Source organism: Siccirubricoccus phaeus, from assembly GCF_008360935.1.
In the GTDB taxonomy this organism is placed as follows: Bacteria; Pseudomonadota; Alphaproteobacteria; order Acetobacterales; family Acetobacteraceae; genus Siccirubricoccus; species Siccirubricoccus phaeus.
On sequence record NZ_SRXO01000002.1, the window covers coordinates 400692 to 424619 of the forward strand.

The following is a 23928-nucleotide window of genomic DNA, read 5'->3' on the forward strand; positions in this document are numbered from 1 at the left end:
GCCGCGGGACGGCGCCGGGCGCTTCACAGGCCCGCGCTTTGCGGTACCCTCCCGCCATGCCGCCAAGGACGCTCTGCCCATGACCCGATCTCCCCTCGCCGGCGCCGCGGTCTGGACCGGGGCGGAGATGGCGGCGCGCCAGGACTGGATCTGGCCCTGGTCCGCCGCGGAGCTGGCGGAGCTGGAGGCCGCGGCCGAGGCGGTGCTGGCCGCCGGCCGCAAGCTGGAGAGCCTCTCGGCCCGCGACGTCCCGCTGCCGGTCACCGCGCCGAAGCTCGCCCGCATCGCCGCGGCGCTGGAGGAGGGGCCGGGCCTGGTCAATCTCCGCGGCCTGCCGCCGGGGATGCCGCCTGAGCGGCTGCGCGCCATTCTCTGGGCCATCGGCCGGCATCTCGGCACGCCGGTCTCGCAGAGCAAATTCGGCGAGCTGCTGGGCGAGGTGACGGATACCGGCGACAGGCTCGGCGATCCCGGCGCCCGCGGCTACCGCACCGGCGGCAGGCTGCGGTTCCATACGGATCGCTGCGACGTGGTGGCGCTGCTCTGCGTGCGGCAATCCGTCTCGGGCGGCGACAGCCTGATCGTCTCCACCCCCGCCATCCACAACGCCATGCTGGCGCAGCGGCCGGACCTGCTGGAGCTGCTGTTCGCGCCCTGGTACCACAGCCGCCAGCAGGAGCAGCGCCCGGGCGAGGATCCCTGGTACGTCAACCCGGTCTTCGCCCTGCACCAGGGCCGCTTCACCAGCCAGTATTCCCGCAGCTTCATCGAGAACGCCCAGCGCTTCGAGCAGGTGCCGCGGCTGACCGCGGCGCAGGAGGAGGCGCTGGACCTGCTGGCGGCGCTGGCGCAGGAGCTGGCGCTGCATACGCGCATGGAGCCGGGCGACATCCAGCTCCTCAACAACCACGTCACCTACCACGCCCGCACCGCGCTGGTGGACCATGAGGACAAGGCGAGGAAGCGGCTGCTCTACCGCCTCTGGCTCGCCATGCCGAACAGCCGCGCCTTGCCGGAGGATTTCGCCGAGCTCTGGGGCCCGACCGCGGCCGGCGCGGTGCGCGGCGGGGTGGTGGCGGAAGCCGGCTATCGCAGCCCGCTCGACCTCGCCCCGGCGCCGGGTGGCTGAGCGTCGCTCGCCCCCCGGCGCCGGGCATTTCCTTGCTCGCGTGGCGCATGCTGGCGGTGACTCTACCGCCAGCGGTCACGCATTTGCTTGTTCGCGTGATTCACGCTTGCGGCGATCCCGCCGCGAGCGGTCACGCTCCGGCCGGAGACTCCGTGTGATGGCGCATCGCCGCATCCGCCCCTTCAACACCCGCGAGACCTATCCCGAGCAGAAGCTCGACAACGACCTCAGCCAGGCGGTGGTCGCTCGCGGCGCCATGGTCTTCCTCCGCGGCCAATGCCCGCAGGAGCTGGACGGCGGCGCCAATGTCGGCGTCGGCGACCCGGTGGCGCAGACCCACAAGGTCATGCAGAATATCCGCCAACTCGTCGAGGAAGCGGGCGCCCGGATGGAGCACGTGACCAAGCTCGTGGTCTATCTGACGGATATTCGCCATCGGGAAGCGGTCTACCGGACCATGGGCGAATACATTCGCGGCGTGCATCCGGTCTGCACCGGCCTGGTGGTGGTGGCGCTGGCCCGGCCGGAATGGCTGGTGGAGATCGACGCCACGGCGGTGATTCCGGAATGAGGGAGGGGCGTTCCGAACCGGGTCCGGCCATGTGGCGAGGGGCGGTGCCGCCTGGCCGGCGCCCCTCCGCGGCCGGAGTGCGGCGGGGCCGGGCGCCGCGGCCGCCGGCCGCAAGCGGCGCGTCGCGGACGCCGGCGGGACGGACATTGGCGACGGGGCGGACACTGGCGGGACAGACCCCGTCGGGTCGGGGATCGGGTCAGGAACTGGCGGGTCCGAGATTGGCAGGCCGGGGGCTGGCGGGTCAGGAACTGGCGGGCCGGAGACTGGCAGGCCGGGGGCTGGCGGGTCAGGAACTGGCGGGTCCGAGACTGGCGGGTCGGCGGCGGGCGGGTCCGAGATTGGCAGGCCGTGGGTTGGCGGGCCGGGGACTGGCGGATCAGGGACCGGTAGGTCGCACCCCGGTGGGACGGGGCCCGTGCCGGGCAGGGAGGCAGGCATGACCTTTTCCATCAGCGGCCGCTGCCCCCGCAGCGGCGAGTTCGGCATCGCCGTCGCCTCCTCCTCCCCCGCCGTCGCCGCGCGCTGCGCCCATGCACGGGCGGGGGTCGGGGTGGTGGCCTCGCAGAACATCACCGATCCGCGGCTGGGGCCGCAAGGGCTGGCGCTGCTGGAACAGGGGCTGCCCGCCGCCGAGGTGCTGGCGCGGCTGCGCGCCGAGGCGCCGCATATCGAATACCGCCAGCTCGCCGTGCTGACGCGGGAGGGGCCGGCGGCCTGCTTCTCCGGCGCCCAGGCGCTCGGCATCCATGCCGAGGCGCTGGGGCGGGACAGCATCGCCCTCGGCAATCTCCTCGCCAATCCCGGCGTGCCGGCCCGGATGGTCGCGGCCTTCGAGACCGCGCCGGAGCTGCCGCTCGGCGCCCGGCTGATCGCCGCCATGCGCGCGGCGGTGGCGGCGGGCGGGGAGGCGGGGCCGGTCTTCTCCGCCGGGCTGCTGGTGGTGCGGGACCAGCCCTGGCCCATCGCCGACCTGCGGGTGGACTGGACCGAGCAGGACCCGATCGAGACGCTGGCCAGGCTCTGGACGCTGTGGGAGCCGCAGCAGGAAGCCTATGTGAACCGGGCGCTGAACCCCGGGGCCGCGCCCTCCTACGGCGTGCCGGGGGATCCGTGACGAGGAGGAGGGGCTGACGATGCGCCGCCGCACGCTGCTGGCCGGGCTGGCCCTGCCGCCGCTGCTCCGCCCCGCTCTGGTTCGCGCCCAGGCGACGGCGCCGGCGGGCTGGCCGGAGAAGCCGGTGCGCATCCTGGTGGGCTTCCCGCCCGGCGGGCTGACGGATGTCCTCGCCCGGGTGCTGGCGAATGCGCTGCCGGCGCGCTTCGGCCAGCCCTTCCTGGTGGAGAACCGGACCGGCGCTTCCGGCATCATCGCCGCCGAGCTGGTGGCGAAATCCCCGCCCGACGGCCATACCCTGCTCCTGGCCCATCCCACGGCGATCGCCATCGCCCCGGCCCTGGCGCAGCGCCTGCCCTTCGACGCCGCCCGCGCCTTCGCGCCGGTGACGCTGCTGGCGCGGCAGCCGCATGTGCTGCTGGTGAAGGGGGATTCGCCGTGGAATTCCCTGGCCGAGCTGGTGGCGGAGGCGAAGCGGCGGCCGGGGGTGATCACCTTCGCCTCCTCCGGCGTCGGCTCCGTCCAGCATGTCCAGGGCGAGCAATTCTGCATGGCGACGGGGATCGAGGCGGTGCATGTGCCCTATCGCGGCTCGGCGCCGACCATGACGGACATCGCCGCCGGCCAGGTGCATTGGGCGATCGACGGCGTCGGCGTCTCGGCGCCGCTGATTGAGGCCGGGTCGCTGAAGGCGCTGGGCACCGCGGCGCCGCGGCGGATCGCCCGCTGGCCTTCGCTGCCGAGCTTTGCCGAGCAGGGGGTGGAGGGCGTGGTCCCCGGCTCCTGGTTCGGGCTGATGGGGCCGGCGGGGATGGCGCCCGGGCTGGTGGCGGCGCTGGCCGAGGCCGCAGTGGCCGCCATGGCAGGGCCGGAGGCGCAGCGGGCCCTGACCAGCGCCTCGGCCGAGGCGGCGGTGGAGGGGCCGGAGGCCTTCGCCAGCTTCGTGGCGAATGAGACGGCGCAGTTCCGCGCCCTGGCGCAGCGGACGCGGATCTCGCTGGATTGAGTGCGGGCGGAGGGGTAGCGGCCGGCCCGGCCCGGTGCTACTCAGCCCGCCGCACGGACCGTAGCGCAGCCTGGTAGCGCACTTGACTGGGGGTCAAGGGGTCGTGGGTTCAAATCCCGCCGGTCCGACCATCCCCCCAAGACTTTTCTCCCACCGGCCCCGCTTTCCCGGCCCGCCGCGGCCAGGCCGGACAGTCGCCGCTGGCCAGGGCGATATCCGATCAGGCGCAATCGCCTGGTCGGATTTCTTGCTCTGGAAAATGTAGCGTCGAGAGCAGACCGTCTCCGCTCTGGCAGATCATGACATGGATCCGCCGGGCCGAGGCTGCCCTGGAGCGGGATCGGTTGAACTTCGCTTAGCTGTCCCGCGTCAGCTCCTTGTTCGGTCGCGCGATTCACGGCTTCGGTCGATTAGACTAGACCTCAACCGATCAGGCTCTAGAGCATTCTCCATGCACCAAGGCGCATGGAGAATGCTCCAGGTCTTTGTTCAGGCGAGCAAATTACTCCGATCAGCTGAGTCCACCTGATCGGAGTTTGCTTTAAAGCCCCGCCCGCATCCGCCCTGGGTTGAGGATGCCGGCCGGGTCCATCACCGCCTTCACCCGGGCGCCGATGGCCGCCAGCGCCGGCGGCTCCGCCGGCAGCACCGCGACGGCGGCGCGCAGGGCTTCCGGCGCGCGGAACAGGGTGAAGGTACCGCCCGCCGCCGCCGCGGCCGCCATCACGGCGTCATGCTGCGCCTCGGTGGCGGGGCCGGCCAGCCAGACCAGCCCGCCGCCCCAATCCAGCAGCGATTTCGGGCAGCCGGCGTCGGCAACCACCTGGGGCCCCTCCCCCGGCGCCACGGAGACGCGCCAGACGGCGTCCTCCGGCTCGGCGGAGAGCGGCTCCGCCTCCCGCACCGCCTCCCAGAGAGCGCGGCTTGCCTCCCCTTCCAGCCAGTGCACAGCGCCGAAGCCGGCCAGCTCCGCCCGCAGCCGGCCGCCGCGATAGGCCACCGATTCGGCAAAATCCTCGAGGCGCAGCACCGCCTGGGGCCCGTCCAGCCCGGCCCAGCCCGCTGGCAGCCCCTGGGGCAGCAGCGCGGCGGCGGAAACGCCATAGGGGCTGCCCAGCCCGGCCGAGAGCACCTGCACCCCCTGCGCCAGATCGGCCACGGCAACCGCCACCGTGCCCGTCGCCTCCGGCCCCGGCAGCACCTTCAGCGTGATTTCCGTCAGCACGCCGAGCGTCCCATGCGCCCCGGTCAGCAGCTTGCAGAGATCGAGGCCGGTGACGTTCTTCAGCACCCGCCCGCCGCTGCGGAACACCTCGCCCTTCCCGTTCACCGCGCGGATGCCCATGACATGGTCTCGCATCGCCCCGCCCGAGATGCGCCGCGGGCCGGAGAGGTTGGTCGCCACCAGCCCGCCCAGGGTCGGCGCCCCCTCGCTGCCGAACAGCGCCGTCAGCGACGGCGGCTCGGCGATCAGGTGCTGGCCATGCTCGGCCAGCGCCGCCGCGATCTCCGGCAGGGGCGTGCCGGCACGGGCCTGGAGGATCAGCTCCTGCGGCTTGTAGAGGGTGATGCCGGAGAGCCCGCGCAGAGAGAGCGTCCGCGCCGCCTGCACCGGCCGCAGCAACCCGCGCTTGGTCCCTGCCCCCTCGATCGCCAGGGGCGTCCCCGACGCAGCGGCAGCCGCCACCGCAGCGGCCAGCTCCGCCTCATCCGCCGGCGCCAGCACCGAATCGCTCATGCCGCGCGCTGCAGGGCTGGGTTGTCTTCCAGCGGGAAGACCTTGGCTGGGTTCAGCAGCCAGGCGGGGTCGAAGGCCGATTTGATCGCCCGCTGCTGCGTCAGCTCCGCCGCGGTGAATTGCACGCCCATCAGGTCCCGCTTCTCCACACCGACGCCATGCTCGCCGGTCAGGCACCCGCCCACCTCGACGCAGAGCTTCAATATGTCGGCGCCGAAGCTTTCCGCCTTGCGGAAGCTCTCGGGATCATTGGCGTCGAACATGATGAGCGGGTGCAGATTGCCGTCGCCGGCATGGAACACATTCGCCACCTGCAAGCCATAGGATGCGCTCATCTCGCCGATGCGCTTCAGCACGAAGGGCAGCTCCCCGGTCGGGATGGTGCCGTCCATGCAGAGATAGTCCGGCGAGATACGGCCGACCGCCCCGAAGGCGCCCTTGCGGCCCTTCCAGATGGCCAGCGACTCCTCGGCGCTCTGCGCCACCTTCAGGCTGATCGGGTCGAAGCGGTTGCAGATCTCCTTCAGCTTGCCGAGCAGCATGTCCTGCTCCGCGACGCTGCCTTCCACCTCGATGATCAGCATCGCCTCGGCATCCAGCGGGTAGCCGGCATGGGCGAAGGCTTCGCAGGCATGGATGCAGGGACGGTCCATGAACTCCAGCGCCACGGGGATGATGCCGCTGCCGATGATGGCATCCACCGCCTGGCCGGCGATCTCCGTCCCCTTGAAGGCGGCCAGCATGGCGCGCTGGCCTTCCGGGCTGCGCAGGATGCGCACCGTGACTTCCGTGACGATGCCAAGCTGCCCCTCGCTGCCGGTGATCAGGCCGAGCCAGTCATAGCCCGCGGCGTCCAGGTGCTGGCCGCCGATCTCCACCACCTCCCCCGCCATGGTGACGAGCTTCACACCGAGCAGGTTGTTGGCGGTGACGCCGTATTTCAGGCAATGCGCCCCGCCGGAATTCATCCCGACATTGCCGCCGATCATGCAGGCGAGCTGGCTGGACGGGTCCGGCGCATAGAAGAAGCCGTCGGCGGAGACATGGTTGGTGATGCCGAGATTGGTGACGCCCGCCTCCACCACCGCCAGGCGGTTGGCGTAGTCCACCTCCAGGATCCGGTTCATCCGCATCATGCCGATGACGACGGCATCCGCCAGCGGCAGCGCGCCGCCGGAGAGCGAGGTGCCGGCGCCGCGCGGCACCACCCGCACCCCCTCCGCCTGGCAGAGGCGCAGCACCGCCGCCACTTCCGCCGTGCTGGTCGGCAGCACCACGGCCAGCGGCGGCTGGCGATAGGCGGAGAGCCCGTCCGTCTCATAGGGTTTCAGGCGGAGCGTCTCGCTGATCACCCCGTCCTCGGGCAGGATGGCGCGCAGGCCGGCCAGGATCGCCTCCCGCCGGGCGAGCACCTCGGGCTTCGGGTCTGGCAGCCGGATCATGGGCGGGCTCCGTTTCGCGCTGACGTCAGTGGCCTGACTGGCCGCTCCGCCCGCCGGAATCCAGCGGGGTCGGGGGCAGGACACCGGCCGAAGATGGGCCGGCCACGAGCGACGGACAAGCCGGCTTGCCTGACGCGCCCGCCGCCGCCACTCTCCGCCGCCCTCGGCCTGTATGGAGACTCTCGTGCGCCTGTCCTATCGCCTTGCCCTGCCTGCGCTGATCCTGTGGGGCGCGCTCGCCGCGCCGGCCGGGGCGCAAATCCGCGAAGGCCGCTACGCGGTGGAGGGCAACAACCCGGATGGCAGCCCCTATACGGGGCAATTCGCCCTGCAGCCGGGGCCGGGCGGGAGCTGGGTGGCCGTCTGGCAGGTGGGGAATGTGCGGCTGGCCGGGCTGGGGCTGATCGAAGGCGGGGTGCTGTCCATCGGCTTCGCCGCGGAAGGGCGGCCGGGGGTCGCAGCCTACCAGGTGGAGCCGGACGGCAAGCTGCGGGGGAGCTGGACCACCGGCGGCGGCATCGGGCAGGAGACGCTGACGCCGGAGTGAGGGAAGGAAAAGCGGGGGCTCCGCCCCCGTACCCCGTCAGGGGCTCCGCCCCTGGACCCCGCCGGGGACCGGACCGGTCCCCGGACCCCGGTGTGAGTTTCGGAAGGGGGTGAACTTGCCGGCCCTGTCTCAAGAGGGTCGGCTCTGGATCGGGGGGATTTCGGACAGGCTCTTGGGGCGGGGGCGGAAGGACGCTTTCCCCTGGCGGGGGTGCAAGGGCAGGGGCTCCTTCTGGCCTCCCGCCGCGCCACGTGGAACACTCCCCGCCGCAAGGTCGGGAGAACGGAACATGCAACTGCGCAAGCTTGGCGCCATGGTCGGCGCGGAGATCGGCGGGATCGACCTGGCCGCGCCCCTGGACCAGGGCCAGGTGGCGGAGATCCGGGAAGCGCTGGCCGAGAACGGCGTGGTCTTCTTCCGCGACCAGCACCTGACGCCCGAGCAGCACATCGCCTTCGCCGAGCGCTTCGCCGCCATCAACATCAACCGCTTCTTCCGCCCGGTGGAGGGCTATCCGCAGATCGCCGAGGTGCGGAAGGAGCCGGGCCAGACGAAGAATATCGGCGGCGGCTGGCATACCGACCACAGCTATGACCAGGTCCCCGCCCTCGGCTCCATCCTGCTGGCGCGGGAGCTGCCGGAGATGGGCGGCGACACCCTCTTCGCCTCCATGGTCGCGGCCTGGGAGGCGCTGTCGCCCGGGATGCGGCAGACGCTCTCCGGCATGCGCGCCGTCCATTCCAGCCGCCACGCCTTCGGCAACCGGCAGCGGGAGGAGCACAAGGACGGCCGCTACCAGAATGCCGATCAGGCGGTGCAGGACGCCATCCACCCGGTGGGGCTGAAGGTGCCCGGCACCGGCCGCACCGCGCTCTATGTGAATCCCAGCTTCACCCTGCGCTTCGAGGGCTGGACCGACGAGGAGAGCAAGCCGCTGCTGGATTTCCTCTACCGCCATGCCCAGCGGCCGGAATTCCAAATGCGCTTCCAGTGGCGGGAAGGCTCCATCGCCTTCTGGGACAACCGCCTTACCTGGCATTACGCGCTGAACGACTACCAGGGGGAGCGGCGGCTGATGCACCGCGTCACCCTGGAGGGGGTGCCGCTGCAGTAATCCCACGACGCCGCTGGCGTCGCGGGAGCCGCAAAGGTGCGGCACAGCCCGCCACGGCGAAGCCGCGGCGGGGGCACCGGGCAGCGGCTTCAGGCCGCCACGGGCCGGCGGCCGCCCAGCAGCCGGCGGACATCCAGCGCATGGGCGCCGGCGCCGAGCCCGGCCTGCACCACCAGCAGCACGACCCAGAAGGCCGGGAATTCCCAGCCGCCGCCCCGGGCGCTGAACACCCAGCCATTGCCGATATGCTGCAGCGTCGCGCCGATCATCAGCGGCACCAGCGCCAGCGACACCGGCCGCACCCAGACGCCGAGGATGAGGGCGATGCCCGCCAGCGTCTCCGCCACCGCCACCACGGCACCGAGAATGGGCGGGTAGCCGATGCTGCCGAAATAGCCCATCACCCCGGCGAAGCCGAAGGTGAGGATCTTCATCAGCAGCCCATGCGCCAGGAACAGGATGCCCATGGCGACGCGCAGCAGCAGCGCGGCATAGGGCGTGGTCACGCGGTCGTGGATCATCGGGATGGCTCCGTTCGGGGGGCAGCTTCCGGCGCTGCCGTCGGCGCGGAGCATGGCCGGCCCGGCCGGGGCGCTTCCAACGGAGGTCCGGAACATCCATCATCACGCCGCTGAATGATGTGGAAGCGGCATGGCCGATCTCGGGACCCTGGACCTCAACCTGCTGCGGGTCTTCGACGCGGTGGCGCGGGAACGTCACGTCACAAGGGCGGCGGAGCGGCTGCACCTCTCCCAGCCCGCGGTCTCCAACGCCCTTGCCCGCCTGCGCCACGCGCTGGGGGATGAGCTCTTCCTCCGCCGCCCGGGCGGGGTGGAGCCGACGGCCCTGGCCCTTTCCCTGGCCGGGCCGGTGGCCGAGGCGCTGGACCGCATCGCCGAGGCCATCGTCGCCCAGGCGCCTTTCGATCCGGCGACGACGGAGCGCGTCTTCCCCATTGCCCTCAGCGAATATGCGGAGGCGGTGCTGGCCCCGCCGCTGATCGCCCGGATGCAGCAGCAGGCGCCGGGCGCGCTGCTCGCCACCCGCCATGCCGACCGGACGAATTGGGAGGAGCTGCTGGCCAGCGACCAGGCGATGCTGGCGATCGGCATGCTGCCGGAGCCGCCGGCGCTCTACACAAGGCTGCGGCTGCTGCCGGAGGTGTTCTGCACGGTGATGCGCGCCGGCCACCCCCTGGCGGAAGGGGAGCTGACGCTGGACCGCTTCCTTTCCGTGCCGCATCTGCTGCATTCGCCGAACGGCTCCCGCGACGGCGCGCTGGACTGGGTGCTGGCGCGCAGCGGCCATAAGCGGAGGTTGGGCGCGGTGGTGGCGCATCTGGCGGGGGTGCCGGAGATATTGCGCGGCACGGACCTCATCATGACGCTCTCCGCCCGGCTGGCGCAGTTGCTGGCCGATGCGCATGGGCTGGTGGTGCGGCCGACCCCGGTGGGCGTGCGGCATCACCGGCTTTCGCTGATCTTCCACCGGCGGTTCGAGGCGGATGCCGGCCATGCCTGGCTGCGCCGGCTCATCCTCGGCGTGGCGCGGGAGATCACGCCGGTTGGGGCGCCGGCGGAGGATGTGCCGGAGGAGGCGGATGCGTGAAGGATCGGGGGGCTTCGGCCCTCGGAGCAGCCTCCGATCTGCCGGATCACGTCGTGATCCGGCAGATCGGAGATAAGCTGCTCCAGGCATTATATTTTCCAGAGCAAGAAATCCCCTCCCGGAAGATCGCCGCCGTGCCGCCCTCGGGGCGGAAGGCGGTGTAGAGCACCTTCCGCTCCGGCTGGCCCGTCACCCGCTCGACCAGCCGGGACCAGGGCGCGGCGCAGCCCCGACATGGCGGGGTCGAGATAGGAGAGCGGCAGGTCCGGCTGCAGCAGCTCGCTTCCGGCACGCCCCATGCTGGTCTCGCCCCCTCCGCCCGCCGGCGGGGGATGCTGGATAGGCTGAGGCCTTGCGACCGCAGAGCGAAAGTTCCGCTTCAGGCACCTGGCGGTGCACGTCCGGTCAGCAGCCTGGCCCTCTCCCTCGTGCCACGCCGGCAGGCCGCGCCGCCTCGCCCGCTGGTGGTCGGGCGCAGGTCTTTCCCAACCGGAACATAACGCCTCCGGTCACAAACGGCGGAAGCCACCCTGGCGTGATGCCGGAGCCTCTCTCCCGCCAGGTCCAACCGCCTCTAGAACCATCCGGACCGGTCATGTTCCGTCGGCGTCCGAGATTTCTCCCGGTGGGGCTGAATGCCCCGGCGCCCACATCCCCGGAAAGGCGACGCCGGATGGAGAAGGATGCTTTCCCTGACGTGTCAGCCGCGACGGCCGATACGCTGTACCAGGACATCGAGCGCAACGGCTTCGGGATATTGCGGGAGGCGATACCGGGCTGGCTGCTGGACCAGGCGGCACAGGAGGTGCGGGCAGAGCTGGCGGCGACCGGGGCGGAGTATTTCTGCCATCTGGGGCAGGAGAGGCTGGCCCGGACATCGCTCGGCCTGCTTGGCCAATCCGCCGCCTTCCACCGGCTGCTGGCCGCGCTGCAGGTCCGCGCCGGCTTGCCGCCGGGGCGGGAGGAGCGGATCCTGCCGGTGCTCCGCGTGCTCTCCGGCGCCGCGGGGCAGCGGCATTCCCACCGCTTCCATTTCGACGCCTATCTGGTCACCGCCCTGCTGCCCATCATCATCCCGCCGGGGCCGGAGGCGGCGCGCGGCACGCTGGTGATCTACCCCAATCGCCGTCCGGTACGGCGCAGCCTGCTGGCCAATCTGGCGGAAAAGGCGGCGTGGCAGAACCCGGTGGCGGCGCGGGCGCTGGCGGCGCCCTGGGTGCAGCGGCGCCTCGGGGGGCGGGAAATGCCGACGGAGCGCGGGCATCTCTACCTGTTCTGGGGCTACCGGTCGCTGCATGCCAACCGGCCCTGCCCGGCGGACGTGGTGCGGGCGACGGCGCTGTTCCACTTTGCCGACCCGCATGCGGCAAGCCCCCTGCTGCGCCGGCTGGAAGCCCGGCACCACCGGCAGGAAGGGGTGGCGCAGCCGGTGCTGGGGCGGAGCTGGGCGGCGGCGGAGGAAGGCAGCTAGAGCAGATCGCCGGAGGGCGGCATCGCCCGGAGGCGTGAATCTGCTCCTATAGTCCATAAGCTAGAGCGGTTTCGCGCTGCACAGTCAGCGTGAAACCGCTCTAGCGTCCTGCCCGCGAAATTCGCCGGATTTCCGGCGAACGCAGCGGACAAGCAGGTCACTGAAAACACAAGCCAGTGGCCCGAGAACGAAGTCCGCAGGACTGCGGAATCGGGACACCAGACTGCGATCGGCGTGCCCCAACGGTGGGTACGCTCAGGCCGTGAATGGCCGATCAGGAAATGTCTGGCCCCGGGTCCAGGCCCGGCTGAAATCGGGGGCTTTGCCCCCGAACCCCCACCGGGGCCAGGACCTGGCCCCGGACCCCGGTCCGAGTTTCGCACCCGACGGTTAACCAGCCAACTCGGAGCCTGTCGCGAAAGGGTCCCGGCAGCGGATCGGCGCGGGATCTTGCGTCCCGCGACGGCGCCAGCCGATGCCGGTGGCAGCGGCAAGTCCGCGGAACCATGCGAGTGGCATGCTGGCGCAGGACGCCAGGGCGGAAAGGGGCCGCCAGAACGCGCCGCCAACGGGAAGGCCCCCATTCGTCTCCCTCGCGCGGGGCGGCTTACCCGGTTTCGGCATCCCCCGGCGTCGGCGGTGCGGGCGGGCGGAAGCTGCCGCGCTCCGGCTTCAGGTCCAGCAGCGGCGTGCCGTCCAGGCAGTCCAGCCCGCGCACCCGCAGCACTGCGCCCTCGCGGCCCAGCAATTCGACCAGGCTGGTCCCGATCGGGTTGGGGCGTAGCGGCGAGCGCAGGGCGAAGGTGCCGTAGCTGCGGCCCTCCGCCGCCGGCACCTGCCGCAGCAGGTCGCGCCGGGCGAGGTGCAGCCAGTACAGCACCTCGAGCCGCTGATGCGCCTCCACCCCGTCCAGCGCGCCGCCGGAGGCCCAGGGCTCGAAGAGCTCCAGCGTGCAGACGGGGCCGTCAGGCCGGCCCTGGCGCGGGCAGGCGGCACGGTCCGTCCAGGGCGTGCGGATGCGGCCGATGAAGACCAGCCCGGCCGCCTCCGGCGGCAGGGTTGCGGCGACCGTCTCGCCGGCGCGCAGCGCGAAGCTCACGGCGCGGCCAGGCGCCGGGGAAACATCGGCCGGCCTCCCGCGGCGACATCGGCGAAGGCGGCTATCCGGCCTCCTGCCATCGGTTCAGCCCGCTTCCGCCGGCGTGAACTCCATCGCCACGCCGTTGATGCAGTAGCGCAGGAAGCTCGGCGGCGGCCCGTCCTCGAAGACATGGCCGAGATGGCTGCCGCAGCGGGCGCAATGTACCTCCACCCGCACCATGCCGTGGGAATGGTCGATGGCGGTTTCCACCGCGCCGGCGACCGGGTCCTGGAAACTCGGCCAGCCGGTACCGCTCTCGAATTTCGTGCCGGATTCGAACAGCACCTGGCCGCAGCCTGCGCAGCGGAAGCTGCCCCGCCGCTTCTCCTGCAGCAGGGCGCAGCTCCCCGGCATCTCCGTGCCATGGGCGCGCATCACGCGGTACTGTTCCGGCGTCAGCAGGCGGCGCCACTCGGCATCGCTCCGCGTGACGGGATAGGCCTTCTCCATGCTCATCGCTTTGCCTCCGTTCCGGGCGCCTCCGTCTCGGGGAGGAGAAGCCGTTCATAGAACCCGCCCCAGCGCCGGTCACGATTCACCAGATGCACTTCCAGGATCCAGTACTTGCTCTGGCCATTGCCATCCGGGTCGCGCAGGCGGGTAGGGTTGTCGGCGCTGATCCGGTACAGGTCCTTCGCGCCCGGGATGCGCGCATGCGGGAATTCGCCGACGATATGTCCGGCGATCTGGCCGCCGAAGCGCCAGCCCCGCGCCTCCGCCAGACGATGCGCCTCGGCATAGAGTTCCGCGCCGGTGAGATCCGGATGCACCTCGAAATGCGCCTTCAGCGCCTCGAACACCACCGGCAGATCGGCGCAGAGGCGGTGCTTTTCCGGGTCCGTGCCCAGCACGTAGCTCCGACCGACATCGGCTTCCCACGCCGCGAAGACCGGTCCGAGGTCGAGATAGACGATGTCCTCCGCCCCGATCGTTCGGACCGGCGGGTTGTCGGCGGCGATGGTCAGGGTGTTGGGGCCGGCGCGGCAGATCCGCTTGTGCCAGTGCTGCGTCACGCCGAAGCGCTGCGCCGCCAGGGCGTAGATATCCTGCTCCACCTCCCGCTCGCTGCGGCCGGGGGCGATCAGCCGCTCCGCCTCGATGGCCTCGAACAGGCGTTCCGCCTGCCGTTCGGCCTCGCGCAGGGCGGCCAGGCGGGCTGCTTCCATCCTATCCTCTCCTTCGTGGCGGCGGGGGCGATTGCCAGTGCCGTCACATCGCTATAACTCGTTGAACATATCGAAGCGAGGCCGTGCCGCCGCGGCCCGCAACGGGAGGAGAAAATGGTGAAAACCTTCGGCCACTACATCGCCGGCGCCTATGTCGAGCCGGCGCAGGGGCGCTGGATCGACAGCCACAACCCCTATACCGGCGAGGTCTGGGCCCGCATCCCCCAGGGCTGCGCGCAGGATGTGGACCGCGCCGTGGCCGCCGCGCGCACCGCGCTGACCGAGGGGCCCTGGCCGAAGCTTACCGCTTCCGCCCGCGGCTTGCTGATGCAGCGCCTGGCCGACCTCATCGCCGCCAATGCCGAGCGGCTGGCGGCGACCGAGGTGCGGGACAATGGCAAGCTGCTGGCGGAGATGCTGGGCCAGACCCGCTACAACCCCGAATGGTGGCGCTATTTCGGCGGCCTCGCCGACAAGGTCGAGGGCGCCGTCATGCCGATCGACAAGCCGGAGATGTTCGCCTTCACCCGGCATGAGCCGGTGGGGGTGGTGGCGGCGCTGACCGCCTGGAATTCGCCGCTGCTCTTCATCGCCTGGAAATGCGCCCCGGCCCTGGCGGCGGGCTGCACCGTGGTGGTGAAGCCCTCCGAATTCGCCTCCTGCTCCACCCTGGAATTCGCCGAGCTGACGAAGCAGGCCGGCTTCCCCGACGGCGTCTTCAACGTCGTCACCGGTCTGGGGCCGGAGGCGGGCTCGGCGCTGGTCGATCACCCGGATGTGGCGAAGGTCACCTTCACCGGCTCGGACGCCACCGGCGCCCGCATCTATGCCCAGGCGGCGAAGACGCTGAAGCGCGTCTCGCTGGAGCTGGGCGGCAAATCGCCCAACATCGTCTTCGCCGATGCCGATCTGGACGCGGCGGTGGCCGGCGCCGTCTCCGGCATCTTCGCCGCCACGGGGCAGACCTGCATCGCCGGCTCCCGCGTGCTGGTGCAGAATTCCATCCGCGAGGAATTCAGCCGCCGCCTGGTGGAGCTGGGCAGCACCGCGCGGAAGGGCGACCCGATGCTGCCGGAGACCAATATCGGCCCGGTCACCACCGCGCCGCAATACCGCAAGATCCTGGACTACATCGACATCGCCAAGTCGGAAGGCGCGCGCTGCATCCTGGGCGGCGGGCCGGCCGCGGGCCTGCCGGGCGGGCAGTTCGTGGAGCCGACCATCTTCACGGATGTGAAGCCGGAGATGCGCATCGCGCGGGAGGAGGTGTTCGGCCCGGTGCTCTCCATCCTCGGCTTCGAGGATGAGGCGGAAGCGGTGAAGCTGGCGAACGACACCATCTACGGCCTCGCCGCCGGCGTCTGGACCAGCGATATCGGCCGCGCCGTGCGCATGTCCGCGGCGCTGAAGGCGGGCACGGTCTGGGTGAACACCTATCGCGCGGTCAGCTACATGATGCCCTTCGGCGGCATGAAGCGCTCCGGCCTCGGGCGGGAAAGCGGCATCGAGGCGATCCGTGAATTTCTCGAGACGAAGAGCGTCTGGATCTCCACCGCCCAGGGCGCGCCGGCCAACCCCTTCATCATGCGGTAGCGGCAGGGCAGCCGGGGCGGCGCCGATGCCGCCCCGGCGCCGATGGTCAGCCCTTCGCCTTGTCCATTTCGGCGAAGACCTCCATGGCGGCGCGCACCGCGGCCACCGCCGTCGGCACGCCGGCATAGATGCCGACATGCAGGAAGATCTCCTTCAACTCCTCCCGCGTCAGCCCGTTATTCAGCCCCATGCGGATATGGGACTTCAGCTCCTCCGCCCGGCCGAGCGCGGTGAGCACGGAGATGGTGATGGTGCTGCGCGTCGCCCGCTCCAGCCCCGGCCGCGCCCAGACGGCGGCGAAGCAGTGCTCGAACAGGTATTGCCGCAGGTCGCGCGTCATCTCGTGCTGCGCGGCCTCGTCCATGGCCTTCTGCGCCACGGCATTGCCGCGCATCTCGAACCAGACGTCGCGGCCGGTCTTGAACAGCTCGTTCTCGTCGAAGGGGTGCTGGGTCATGGCGTTTCCCTGGTGGAACTCCCGGACGCGATGGTGCCGGAGGGCTGGCGCGCTGTCACGGGTGCACCGGGTCTGCCGAGCACCGGCGGCGCGCCGCCACCGCGGCATGGCCGCGCTCTCCCGTGTTGGCGGCCGGGTCGTGGCGCGCTATGAACAAATGATCATATCGAGGATCGCCGGAGTCAACCGGCCCTGCCCTGTCGCCGCTCGCGGCGCCGGGTCGTCTCACGCCGCAGGAGGGAACCACGCATGAATGCGATCGACAGCGCAGCGGCCCTGGCGCCGCGCCCCATGCTCATCAACGGCGCCTGGGTGCAGGCCGCTTCCGGCGAGACCATCCCGGTCGAGAATCCCGCCACGCGGCAGCCCATCGCCGCCGTGCCGCGCGCCCGCGCGGCGGATGTGGAGCAGGCCGTCGCCGCGGCGCAGGCCGCCTTCCCCGCCTGGTCCCGCGTGCCGCCGCGGGAGCGCGGCCGCGCCCTGCTGCGCATCGCCGATGTGCTGGAGGCGCGCACCGAGGAGATCGCCCGCCAGGTGGCGACCGAGACCGGCAACGCGCTGCGCACCCAGGCACGGCCGGAGGCCCAGGGCCTGTCGCAGATCTTCCGCTATTTCGGCGGCCTCGCCAGCGAGCTGAAGGGCGAGACCATCCCGCTCGGCGAACAGGTGCTGAGCTATACGCGGCGCGAGCCGCTCGGCGTCGTCGGCGCCATCATCCCCTGGAATGCGCCGGTGCTGCTGGCGGCGCTGAAGATCGCGCCCGCGCTCTGCGCCGGCAACACGGTGGTGATGAAGGCGGCGGAGGATGCACCGCTCGGCGTGCTGCTGCTGGCCTCGATCTGCCAGGAGCATCTGCCACAAGGTGTGCTGAACCTGCTGACCGGCACCGGGCCGGAAGCGGGCGAGCCGCTGGCGAAGCACCCTGCCGTGCGCAAGCTCTCCTTCACCGGCTCCACCGCCGTCGGCAAGCTCATCATGGGGTGGGCGGCGGAGCGGATCGTGCCGGTCTCGCTGGAGCTCGGGGGGAAATCGCCCTGCGTTATCTACCCGGACGTCGGCGAGGAGGAGTGGATCATCGACGGCATCATCGCCGCCATGCGCTTCACCCGGCAGAGCCAGTCCTGCACCGCCGGCTCCCGCCTCTTCCTGCACCGCAAGGTGTTCGACAGCGTGCTGGCGCGGCTCTCCGCCAAGGTCGCCACGCTGAAGCTGGGCGATCCGCTGGAGGAATCGACCGACATCGGCACCATCATCAACCGCAAGCAATTCGACCGGGTCTGTTCCTATGTGAAGGAAGGGCTGGGCCGCGACGATGCGCGGCTGGTGGTCGGCGGGCTGCCGCCCAACGAGGGGCCGCTCTCCAAGGGCTATTTCGCCGTCCCCACCATCTTCGCCGATGCCACCAATGACTGGCGGCTGGCCCGGGAGGAAATCTTCGGCCCGGTGCTGGTGGCGATTCCCTGGGAGGACGAGGCGCAGATGCTGCGCATGGCGAATGACAGCCATTACGGCCTCGCCGCCTATGTCTTCACCCGCGACATCGGCACCGCGCTGCGCACCGCGCACCAGATCGAAGCTGGCTGGGTGCAGGTGAACCAGGCCGGCGGCCAGGTGCCCGGCCATTCCTACGGCGGCTACAAGCAGAGCGGCATCGGCCGGGAATTCTCGCTGGAAGGCATGCTGGACAGCTTCACCCAGCGGAAGAATGTCAGCGTGAACCTCGCTCTGCCGCCGCCGCCGGCCTGAGCCGCCGCCACCCCCATCCCCGGGCAGCGCGTCGCTGCCCGGGGGCTTTCCGCGTCACGTCGCCGCCCTGCGGTCCGGCCAAGGCCACGGTCCGCTGCCGGATTCCCGGCGACTGCGGATCGGCCCGCGGCTGCAGGAGCCGCATCACCTCGGACAGCACCCGGTGCACGTCAGGCGCGGTGACGGCGGCGCGGAACAGCGCCGCCTCGAAGCGCTGGCCCTCGGCGAAGCCCTCCGGCCGCTCGCCGCGCGTGGCGGGAAGGCCAAATCCGCCATCGCCGCCATGGCCCAGGGCGTCTCCAGCACCGCGGGGATGGCCGCCATGAAGCCCGTCTCCGCCGCCAGCGGATCCGGCCCCGTCGCCCCCCTTCCAGCATCTCCCGCAGCAGCCGCGCAGGCATGGCCAAGGCTGCGCCCATGCCGCAGGACCGGAAGGCCGCCACCGTCACCGGCAAAATCCCGCATGGCGATGACGGCGCGGCGGCGGGCCGGCGGTGGCCGGCTCCAGGCGGCTGGACGGCGCGAGACCGCCCCGGCGCGGCTGCGGCCATGCCGGAACGGCAGCGCACCGGCCCGTGACGCCTGGCGAAAGCCGCTTGTGCGCCGCCCGCCCTGCGGCGACCATGGCGGAAATCACGGGAGGAGATGGGTGCCATGAACGCCCTGGCCGAGCCAGCCACAACCCCGCGCAGCCTGTCCCGCGCCGAGCATGCCGCCGCCATGGAGGCCTATCGCGCTACGGGCGAGAAGCTGGCCGCCGAGATCGGCAATCGCGGGCCGCTGCGCCTCACCGCGGACGGGGCGCTGCATCCCGAGATCCAGGCCGCCTATTGGCGCCATGGCTACTACATCTTCGAGGGCGTGATCGACGCGGCGGAGGTCGCGGCGCTGCGCGCCGATGCGCAGAACATGCTGGAGCGCGCGCCGGTCGGGCCGGATGCCAAGGTGGATGCGCAGGGCCGCCCGGCGCTCGGCCTCGACCATGCCCGCCTGCCCTACCGCTTCACCAGGCCATTGGCCGATCCCTGGGGCGGCACGCAGCTTCTCGGCGGGCGCCACCCGGCGCAGATGAGCCAGCCGAAGCCGGATGCGGATGCGCCGGAATGGGTGGTGTTCCTGATGTACTCCATGTGCCAGTCGATGCCCTCGGGCCTGCGGCTCTATGGGCACCCGAAGCTGCTGGCCGCGGCGCAATCCATCAACGGTGCGGATTTCGTGCCCTTCAACGATGCCATCTTCGTCAAGCAGCCGGGCCTCGGCGGCTCCGTCGCCTGGCACCAGGATGGCGTGACGCATTGGAACTCGCCCGACTGGGACGAGGGGATCCACGGCTTCAACTACCAGGTGCAGCTCTACCCGACGACGCCGGCGAATTGCCTCTGGGTGATCCCCGGCTCGCACAAGCTGGGCAAGGCGGACATCAAGGGCATGGTGGCGGCGAATGGCGGCAGCGACCAATTGCCGGGCGCGGTGCCGCTGGTCTGCAAGGCGGGCGACGTGACCATGGTGAATCGCCAGATGGTGCATGGCTCCTTCGCCAACAGCTCGCCGGACATCCGCATCTCGTTGACCTTCGGCTTCCACCGGCGCCGTTCCGTGCTGGGGCAGAAGGCGGCGCTGTCCATGGCGGAGACCAATGCCGTCTATGACGAGCAGCGCATCTTCGACCGCGCCGCGGTGATCCAGGTGGCGATCGACGCGCGGCGCCAGGCGCGCCCGGAGGAGCCGGCCTTCCGCTACCAGCCCTTCGCCGGGCTGGAGGAGCAGTTCCGCTTCACGCCCGAGACCTTCGACCGGGTGATTCGCGACTACAACACCAAGGACCTGGCGATCTGACCTCGCCGCCCTTCGGTTGACAGCGCGCGGCCAGGGGCGAAACTGCCCCGGTCGCGGGCGGCCATGGGGGGGGGCGAGAGTGGGCGTGGACGAGATCGGCTATCTCAGCGTCGCGGAGCTCGCGGCGCTGTACCGGGCGCGCAAGCTCTCCCCCGTCGAGGTGGCGAATTCCGTGCTGGAGCGGATCGCGCGCATCGACCCCGGCGTGAATGCGATGATGCGCGTCACGCCGGAACACGCGCTCGCCGCCGCAAGGCGCTCCGAGGCGGTGTTCCAGAAGGGCGAGACGCCGCGGCTGCTCGAGGGCATTCCGGTCACCATCAAGGATCTGCAGCCGACGAAGGGCGTGCAGACGGATTACGCGACGGCGGTGATGCAGGGCACCATCCCGGATGTCGATGCGCCGGTGGTCACCCGGCTGCTCGAGGCCGGCGGGATGATGCTGGGCAAGACGACCTCGGCCGCCGAATGGGGCTGGAAGGGGGTGAGCCAGGCGCCGATCTCCGGCATCACCCACAACCCCTGGGGCAAGGGGCTGAATGCCGGCGCCTCCTCCTCCGGCGCCGGCGTGGCGGCGGCCTGCGGCTATGGGCCGCTGCACCAGGGCGGCGACGGCGCCGGCTCCATCCGCATGCCGGCGCATTTCTCCGGCGTCTACGGGCTGAAGCCGACCCATGGGCGCGTGCCGAGCTGGCCGATCTCGAATAACGACCTCGCCACCCATGTCGGCCCGCTGACCCGCAGCGTGGAAGATGCGGCGCTGATGCTGCAGGCGATCGCCGGACCGCACCCCTGGGATTTCACCTCGCTGGAGACGCCGCCGCAGGAGTATGCCGGCCAGCTCAAGGCCGCGCGCATGAAAGGCAAGCGGATCGGCTTCACCCGCGACCTTGGCCATGCGCGCGTCGATCCCGACGTGGCGGAGGTCGTCGCCAGGGCGGTCGCCGCCTTCGAGGAGATGGGCGCCGAGGTGGAGGAGGTGACGCCCGCCTGGGGTCCGCTCGGGCCGGAGCTGGCGCGATTCTTCTGGCCGGCGACCTTCACCGCGCGGCTGCGCCACCTGCCGGAGTACGAGGACCGGATGGATCCCGGCTTCGTCGCCATGATCAAATCGGCGGCGGGCTTCACCGTGCGGCAGTTCATGGAAATGCGGGAGCGGCGCTTCGCCTATATCCAGGCGATCCACGAATTCATGGAGGGCTACGATTTCCTGCTCTCCCCGGCGGTGAGCGTCGCCGCCTTCCCGGCGGAGAGGCTGCAGCCGGCGCACTGGCCGCAGCATGAATGGGACTGGCTGATGTGGGCGGAATTCTCCTACCCGTTCAATTGGTCGGGCAGCCCGGCGGCAAGCGTGCCTTGCGGCTTCACCCCGGCGGGGCTGCCGGTGGGGCTGCAGATCGTCGGCCGGCGCTTCGACGATCTCGGCGTGCTGCAGGCAAGCGCGGCCTTCGAGGCGGCGCGCCCCTGGGCACAGCACCGGCCGCCGCTGGCGCGCTGAAGCTCGCGGCCTTCGGGCTGCGGCATCCGGATGCCTGTTGCATGAACCGGCCGTGACTCACGACGAGCGATTGGCCCTTCAGCGCGTTGGCGCCGAAACCGGCAAAGAGCAGCACAGCCCGTGTCACGTCCTCGACGGTGGTGAACTCGCCATCCACCGTCTCCTTCAGCATGACTTCGCGCAGGATTTCGGCCTCGGTGAGGCCGAGTTCCTTCGCCTGCTCAGAGAGCTGCCTGTCCATCGGCGGCATGCGCACGAAGCCGGGGCAGGTGACGTTCGAATGCATCGAGCGGTGCCGCGGCTGGATGCCGGCATTGCTCACCAGCAGGTCGATCGCACCAAAGCGCAACACTGCCTTGGCGATGGGCCTGTATCCGGAGCGGCGTCTGGAATCGAGGGGCGTCGCGGGTCGCGGGAGCTGGTAGAATTCCGGCCCGATTCGGGATCCTACGTCCTGTTATCGCGCGTTACCGCGCGGGCGACGCCGGCTCGGCGAGTAGGCGCGCCTGAGAGCCGCTGGCTACTGCGCCATACTCCGGATCAAATCCGTCCACACCGCCTAGTGTCCTGCCCGCTGCCTTCGCTGGATTTCCAGCGAAGGCAGCGGGCAGGCAGGCCACTGAAAACAAGAGCTGTTGGCCCGAGAACGAAGTCCGCAGGACTGCGGAATCGGGACATTGGAGCGGGATCGGTTGAGCTGTGCTCACCCGCCCCGCTCTAGCTCTTCCGCGCGCGGCCGTGGGGATGCGCGGGCGGGCGCGGCCCGGGACGGTTCCGGCGAGCCCGTCGCCGCCGAAGCGTTTCCGCCCACGCCCTGCCGCGCTGCCCGGCGGCGGAGGCGGCCGAAGCGTTACCGCCACCACTTACGAATTGATTGCCGCTTTGCCTGGGCCATTCACGGCCAGTTCACTCCCGCCATGCGACCCTGCACGGGATGCGACAAGGGTCCTTCACCGGGATGGGCAGTGAGGAAGGGAAGCCGCCGCGCCGGCCAAGGCCGGTGACCGACCGGGAACGGTTCCTGACCTTCGCCCTGGCCGCCGCGGAGATGCTGCTGGAAGTCTCCTCGGCGGGCCGCATCCTCTTCGCCGCCGGCGCCTTCCACAGCCGGCTGGGTCGCTCCCCGGACTCCCTGGTGGGCCAGCATGTGCGGGACGTGCTGGCCCTGCCGGACCACGCCGCCTTCGAAATCGCCTTCAACACCCTGCTGGCGCGGGACCGGCTGCCGCCCACCATCTTCCACCTGGCCAATGCCGGTACCACCCCCATGGCCTGCAGCGGGCTGCGCCTGCTGGGGCGGGAGGCCGACCGGCTCTGCCTGACCTTCGCCGCCCTGCCGCTGGCCACCGCGCAGGAGCCGCCGCGGGTCGGCGGCCCCGCCCCGCTGCGCGACGCCGCCCATGCGCTGGCCCGCGGCGGCGCCTCCTCCGGCACGCTCGGCCTGCTGGAAATCCGCGCGCCGGACAGCAGCCTGGCCCCGGACGGCGCCCTGACCCAATTGGTGCGGGAGGAGCTGGCGGCCAGCATCTCCCCGGACAGCCTGGCGGGGGAGCTGGCGGCGGGGCGCTACGGCATCATCTCCCGCGCCCAGGCGGATCTCGCCGCCATGGCCGCGAAGATCGAGGCGCTGGCCGCCGCCTCCGGCCATGAGGCCGCCATCGCCACCGAAACCCTGGCGCTGGACGATGCCAGCCTGACGCCGATGCAGATGACGCGGGCGCTGCGCTACGCCCTCTCTGCCTTCACCCGGGGCGGCGCCGAGGCCCTGGCGGAGGCGGGGTTCGGCGGCGGACTCGCCGGCTTCGTTGCCAGCGCCTATGGCCGCACCGTGCGGCTGCGCCAGGCGATCGCGGAGCGGAAATTCCGCCTCGCCTTCCAGCCCATCGTCCGGCTGGCGGATCGCCGCCCGCATCATTACGAGGCCCTGCTGCGGCCGGAGGCGGAGATCGAGCCGCCGCTCTCCCTGGCGCAGAATTTCGTCATCTTCGCCGAGGCGCTGGGGCTTTCCGAGGAGCTGGACTGGGCCGTGCTGCTCGCCGTCTGCAGCGCCGCCCGCCGCGCCCGCGGCACCCGCATCGCCGCCAACCTCTCCGGCCTTTCCTTGCAGAGCCCGGGCTTCCGCCAGGCCCTGGTGCGGATGCTGGAAGCCGAGCCGCCTTTGGCCCACCGCCTGCTCTTCGAGGTGACGGAGACCGCCGAGATCGAGGATGAGGCGGAGGCGATCCGCACGGTGGAGGCGCTGCGCGGCCTCGGCGTGCCGGTCTGCATCGATGATTTCGGCGCTGGCTCCGCCGCCTTCCGCTATCTCCGCGTGCTGCGGGTGGATTACGTCAAGATCGACGGGCTCTATGTGCAGAACGCCATGGCCAGCCCGATGGACCGCGGCATCGTTGCCGCCATGGTGGATCTGGCCCGGACGGTCGGCGCGAAGGTGGTGGCAGAGCGGATCGAGACCGAGGCGGAGGCGGCGCTGATGCAGGAGCTGGGGGTGGAATTCGGCCAGGGCTGGCTGTTCGGCCGGCCGGGGCCGATGCCGGGCTGAGGGCTGAGGGCTGAGAGTCGGGGCGAATCCCCCCGACCTCTGACTCATTCCGGGCGCCCTCCGACGCTGCCGGTGCCGCCGCGGGCCGACCGGCGAGCAGGGCCATGGCGTGCTTGCCCGCTCCGTTCGCCGGAATCCAGCGAACGGAGCGGGCAGGGCGCTAGAGCAGATCGCCGGAGGGCGGAATCGCCCGGAGGCGTGAATCT

20 protein-coding genes and 1 tRNA gene are annotated in these 23928 nt (G+C 71.2%); 14 read left to right on the plus strand and 7 right to left on the minus strand.

All coding sequences use genetic code 11. The features are described 5' to 3' along the window. The first annotated feature begins 79 nt into the window (after positions 1–79). From E5N76_RS04265 to E5N76_RS04285, 5 genes are all read left to right on the plus strand, one after another. Complete coding sequence (locus E5N76_RS04265; RefSeq protein WP_149536050.1) at positions 80–1129, plus strand: TauD/TfdA family dioxygenase; 1050 nt, start codon at positions 80–82, stop codon at positions 1127–1129. A gap of 157 nt (positions 1130–1286) precedes the next feature. After that, positions 1287–1700: a RidA family protein gene (locus tag E5N76_RS04270; RefSeq protein ID WP_149536051.1), complete on the plus strand. Its 414-nt coding sequence runs from the start codon at positions 1287–1289 to the stop codon at positions 1698–1700. Between the two features lie 439 nt (positions 1701–2139). Continuing rightward, on the plus strand, positions 2140–2817 hold the full coding sequence (locus tag E5N76_RS04275; protein WP_149536052.1) for a DUF1028 domain-containing protein: 678 nt from the start codon (positions 2140–2142) through the stop codon (positions 2815–2817). Positions 2818–2836: 19 nt separating this feature from the next. Then, positions 2837–3823 carry a Bug family tripartite tricarboxylate transporter substrate binding protein gene (locus E5N76_RS04280; RefSeq protein WP_149536053.1) on the plus strand — a complete coding sequence of 329 codons (987 nt, stop codon included), beginning with the start codon at positions 2837–2839 and terminating at the stop codon, positions 3821–3823. 54 nt (positions 3824–3877) lie between these two features. Further along, positions 3878–3954 (plus strand) — tRNA-Pro (locus tag E5N76_RS04285). 410 nt (positions 3955–4364) lie between these two features. Here E5N76_RS04285 and E5N76_RS04290 read toward each other — a convergent pair. Then, the gene (locus E5N76_RS04290) at positions 4365–5561 is read right to left on the minus strand and encodes an FAD-binding protein (protein ID WP_187829970.1); all 1197 of its coding nucleotides are present in this window, start codon (positions 5559–5561) and stop codon (positions 4365–4367) included. Further along, positions 5558–7003 carry an FAD-linked oxidase C-terminal domain-containing protein gene (locus tag E5N76_RS04295; protein WP_149536054.1) on the minus strand — a complete coding sequence of 482 codons (1446 nt, stop codon included), beginning with the start codon at positions 7001–7003 and terminating at the stop codon, positions 5558–5560. Before E5N76_RS04295 ends, E5N76_RS04290 begins: the two co-directional genes overlap by 4 nt. A 184-nt stretch (positions 7004–7187) precedes the next feature. On the opposite strand from E5N76_RS04295, the gene E5N76_RS04300 reads away from it, so the two are divergent. After that, a complete protein-coding gene (locus E5N76_RS04300; protein ID WP_149536055.1) occupies positions 7188–7550 on the plus strand; it encodes a hypothetical protein in 363 nt (120 codons plus the stop codon). Positions 7551–7839: 289 nt separating this feature from the next. Next, on the plus strand, positions 7840–8664 hold the full coding sequence (locus tag E5N76_RS04305; RefSeq protein WP_149536056.1) for a TauD/TfdA dioxygenase family protein: 825 nt from the start codon (positions 7840–7842) through the stop codon (positions 8662–8664). Positions 8665–8753: 89 nt separating this feature from the next. Here E5N76_RS04305 and E5N76_RS04310 read toward each other — a convergent pair whose 3' ends face one another. After that, on the minus strand, positions 8754–9185 hold the full coding sequence (locus E5N76_RS04310; protein ID WP_149536057.1) for a DoxX family protein: 432 nt from the start codon (positions 9183–9185) through the stop codon (positions 8754–8756). A gap of 130 nt (positions 9186–9315) precedes the next feature. Between E5N76_RS04310 and E5N76_RS30935 the strand changes: the two genes are divergently transcribed. Further along, complete coding sequence (locus tag E5N76_RS30935) at positions 9316–10272, plus strand: LysR family transcriptional regulator (protein ID WP_149536058.1); 957 nt, start codon at positions 9316–9318, stop codon at positions 10270–10272. Positions 10273–10969: 697 nt separating this feature from the next. After that, positions 10970–11743 carry a hypothetical protein gene (locus E5N76_RS04320; protein ID WP_149536059.1) on the plus strand — a complete coding sequence of 258 codons (774 nt, stop codon included), beginning with the start codon at positions 10970–10972 and terminating at the stop codon, positions 11741–11743. A 607-nt stretch (positions 11744–12350) separates the two neighbouring features. Here E5N76_RS04320 and tsaA read toward each other — a convergent pair. The 3 genes from tsaA to E5N76_RS04335 all read right to left on the minus strand — a co-directional run bounded on the left by tsaA (position 12351) and on the right by E5N76_RS04335 (position 14050). Further along, on the minus strand, positions 12351–12842 hold the full coding sequence (gene tsaA / locus E5N76_RS04325; protein ID WP_149536060.1) for a tRNA (N6-threonylcarbamoyladenosine(37)-N6)-methyltransferase TrmO: 492 nt from the start codon (positions 12840–12842) through the stop codon (positions 12351–12353). Between the two features lie 84 nt (positions 12843–12926). After that, the gene (gene msrB, locus E5N76_RS04330; RefSeq protein WP_149536142.1) at positions 12927–13334 is read right to left on the minus strand and encodes a peptide-methionine (R)-S-oxide reductase MsrB; all 408 of its coding nucleotides are present in this window, start codon (positions 13332–13334) and stop codon (positions 12927–12929) included. Positions 13335–13336: 2 nt separating this feature from the next. After that, positions 13337–14050 carry a M24 family metallopeptidase gene (locus tag E5N76_RS04335; RefSeq protein WP_149536061.1) on the minus strand — a complete coding sequence of 238 codons (714 nt, stop codon included), beginning with the start codon at positions 14048–14050 and terminating at the stop codon, positions 13337–13339. A gap of 114 nt (positions 14051–14164) precedes the next feature. Between E5N76_RS04335 and E5N76_RS04340 the strand changes: the two genes are divergently transcribed. Continuing rightward, a complete protein-coding gene (locus E5N76_RS04340) occupies positions 14165–15643 on the plus strand; it encodes an aldehyde dehydrogenase (RefSeq protein ID WP_207791858.1) in 1479 nt (492 codons plus the stop codon). Between the two features lie 46 nt (positions 15644–15689). Here the strand turns inward: E5N76_RS04340 and E5N76_RS04345 are convergent, their stop codons facing one another. Continuing rightward, a complete protein-coding gene (locus E5N76_RS04345) occupies positions 15690–16100 on the minus strand; it encodes a carboxymuconolactone decarboxylase family protein (protein ID WP_187829971.1) in 411 nt (136 codons plus the stop codon). 249 nt (positions 16101–16349) lie between these two features. On the opposite strand from E5N76_RS04345, the gene E5N76_RS04350 reads away from it, so the two are divergent. From E5N76_RS04350 to E5N76_RS04370, 4 genes are all read left to right on the plus strand, one after another. Next, a complete protein-coding gene (locus tag E5N76_RS04350; protein ID WP_149536063.1) occupies positions 16350–17846 on the plus strand; it encodes an aldehyde dehydrogenase family protein in 1497 nt (498 codons plus the stop codon). A gap of 654 nt (positions 17847–18500) precedes the next feature. Beyond that, entirely contained in the window at positions 18501–19682 is a 1182-nt protein-coding gene (locus E5N76_RS04355) for a phytanoyl-CoA dioxygenase family protein (protein ID WP_187829972.1), read from the plus strand. A gap of 85 nt (positions 19683–19767) precedes the next feature. Next, positions 19768–21180 (plus strand): amidase family protein, encoded by a 1413-nt coding sequence (locus tag E5N76_RS04360; RefSeq protein ID WP_235907566.1) that lies wholly within the window; start codon positions 19768–19770, stop codon positions 21178–21180. 1000 nt (positions 21181–22180) lie between these two features. Next, positions 22181–23722 (plus strand): EAL domain-containing protein, encoded by a 1542-nt coding sequence (locus E5N76_RS04370; protein WP_149536066.1) that lies wholly within the window; start codon positions 22181–22183, stop codon positions 23720–23722. The last annotated feature ends 206 nt before the right edge of the window (positions 23723–23928 follow it).

Coding starts and splice junctions, on each gene's coding strand:
- E5N76_RS04265 (WP_149536050.1), top strand. CDS start 80: ATGACCCGATCTCCCCTCGCCGGCGCCGCGGTCTGGACCGGGGCGGAG.
- E5N76_RS04270 (WP_149536051.1), top strand. CDS start 1,287: ATGGCGCATCGCCGCATCCGCCCCTTCAACACCCGCGAGACCTATCCC.
- E5N76_RS04275 (WP_149536052.1), top strand. CDS start 2,140: ATGACCTTTTCCATCAGCGGCCGCTGCCCCCGCAGCGGCGAGTTCGGC.
- E5N76_RS04280 (WP_149536053.1), top strand. CDS start 2,837: ATGCGCCGCCGCACGCTGCTGGCCGGGCTGGCCCTGCCGCCGCTGCTC.
- E5N76_RS04290 (WP_187829970.1), bottom strand. CDS start 5,561: ATGAGCGATTCGGTGCTGGCGCCGGCGGATGAGGCGGAGCTGGCCGCT.
- E5N76_RS04295 (WP_149536054.1), bottom strand. CDS start 7,003: ATGATCCGGCTGCCAGACCCGAAGCCCGAGGTGCTCGCCCGGCGGGAG.
- E5N76_RS04305 (WP_149536056.1), top strand. CDS start 7,840: ATGCAACTGCGCAAGCTTGGCGCCATGGTCGGCGCGGAGATCGGCGGG.
- E5N76_RS04310 (WP_149536057.1), bottom strand. CDS start 9,185: ATGATCCACGACCGCGTGACCACGCCCTATGCCGCGCTGCTGCTGCGC.
- E5N76_RS30935 (WP_149536058.1), top strand. CDS start 9,316: ATGGCCGATCTCGGGACCCTGGACCTCAACCTGCTGCGGGTCTTCGAC.
- msrB (WP_149536142.1), bottom strand. CDS start 13,334: ATGGAGAAGGCCTATCCCGTCACGCGGAGCGATGCCGAGTGGCGCCGC.
- E5N76_RS04335 (WP_149536061.1), bottom strand. CDS start 14,050: ATGGAAGCAGCCCGCCTGGCCGCCCTGCGCGAGGCCGAACGGCAGGCG.
- E5N76_RS04340 (WP_207791858.1), top strand. CDS start 14,165: ATGGTGAAAACCTTCGGCCACTACATCGCCGGCGCCTATGTCGAGCCG.
- E5N76_RS04345 (WP_187829971.1), bottom strand. CDS start 16,100: ATGACCCAGCACCCCTTCGACGAGAACGAGCTGTTCAAGACCGGCCGC.
- E5N76_RS04350 (WP_149536063.1), top strand. CDS start 16,350: ATGAATGCGATCGACAGCGCAGCGGCCCTGGCGCCGCGCCCCATGCTC.
- E5N76_RS04355 (WP_187829972.1), top strand. CDS start 18,501: ATGAACGCCCTGGCCGAGCCAGCCACAACCCCGCGCAGCCTGTCCCGC.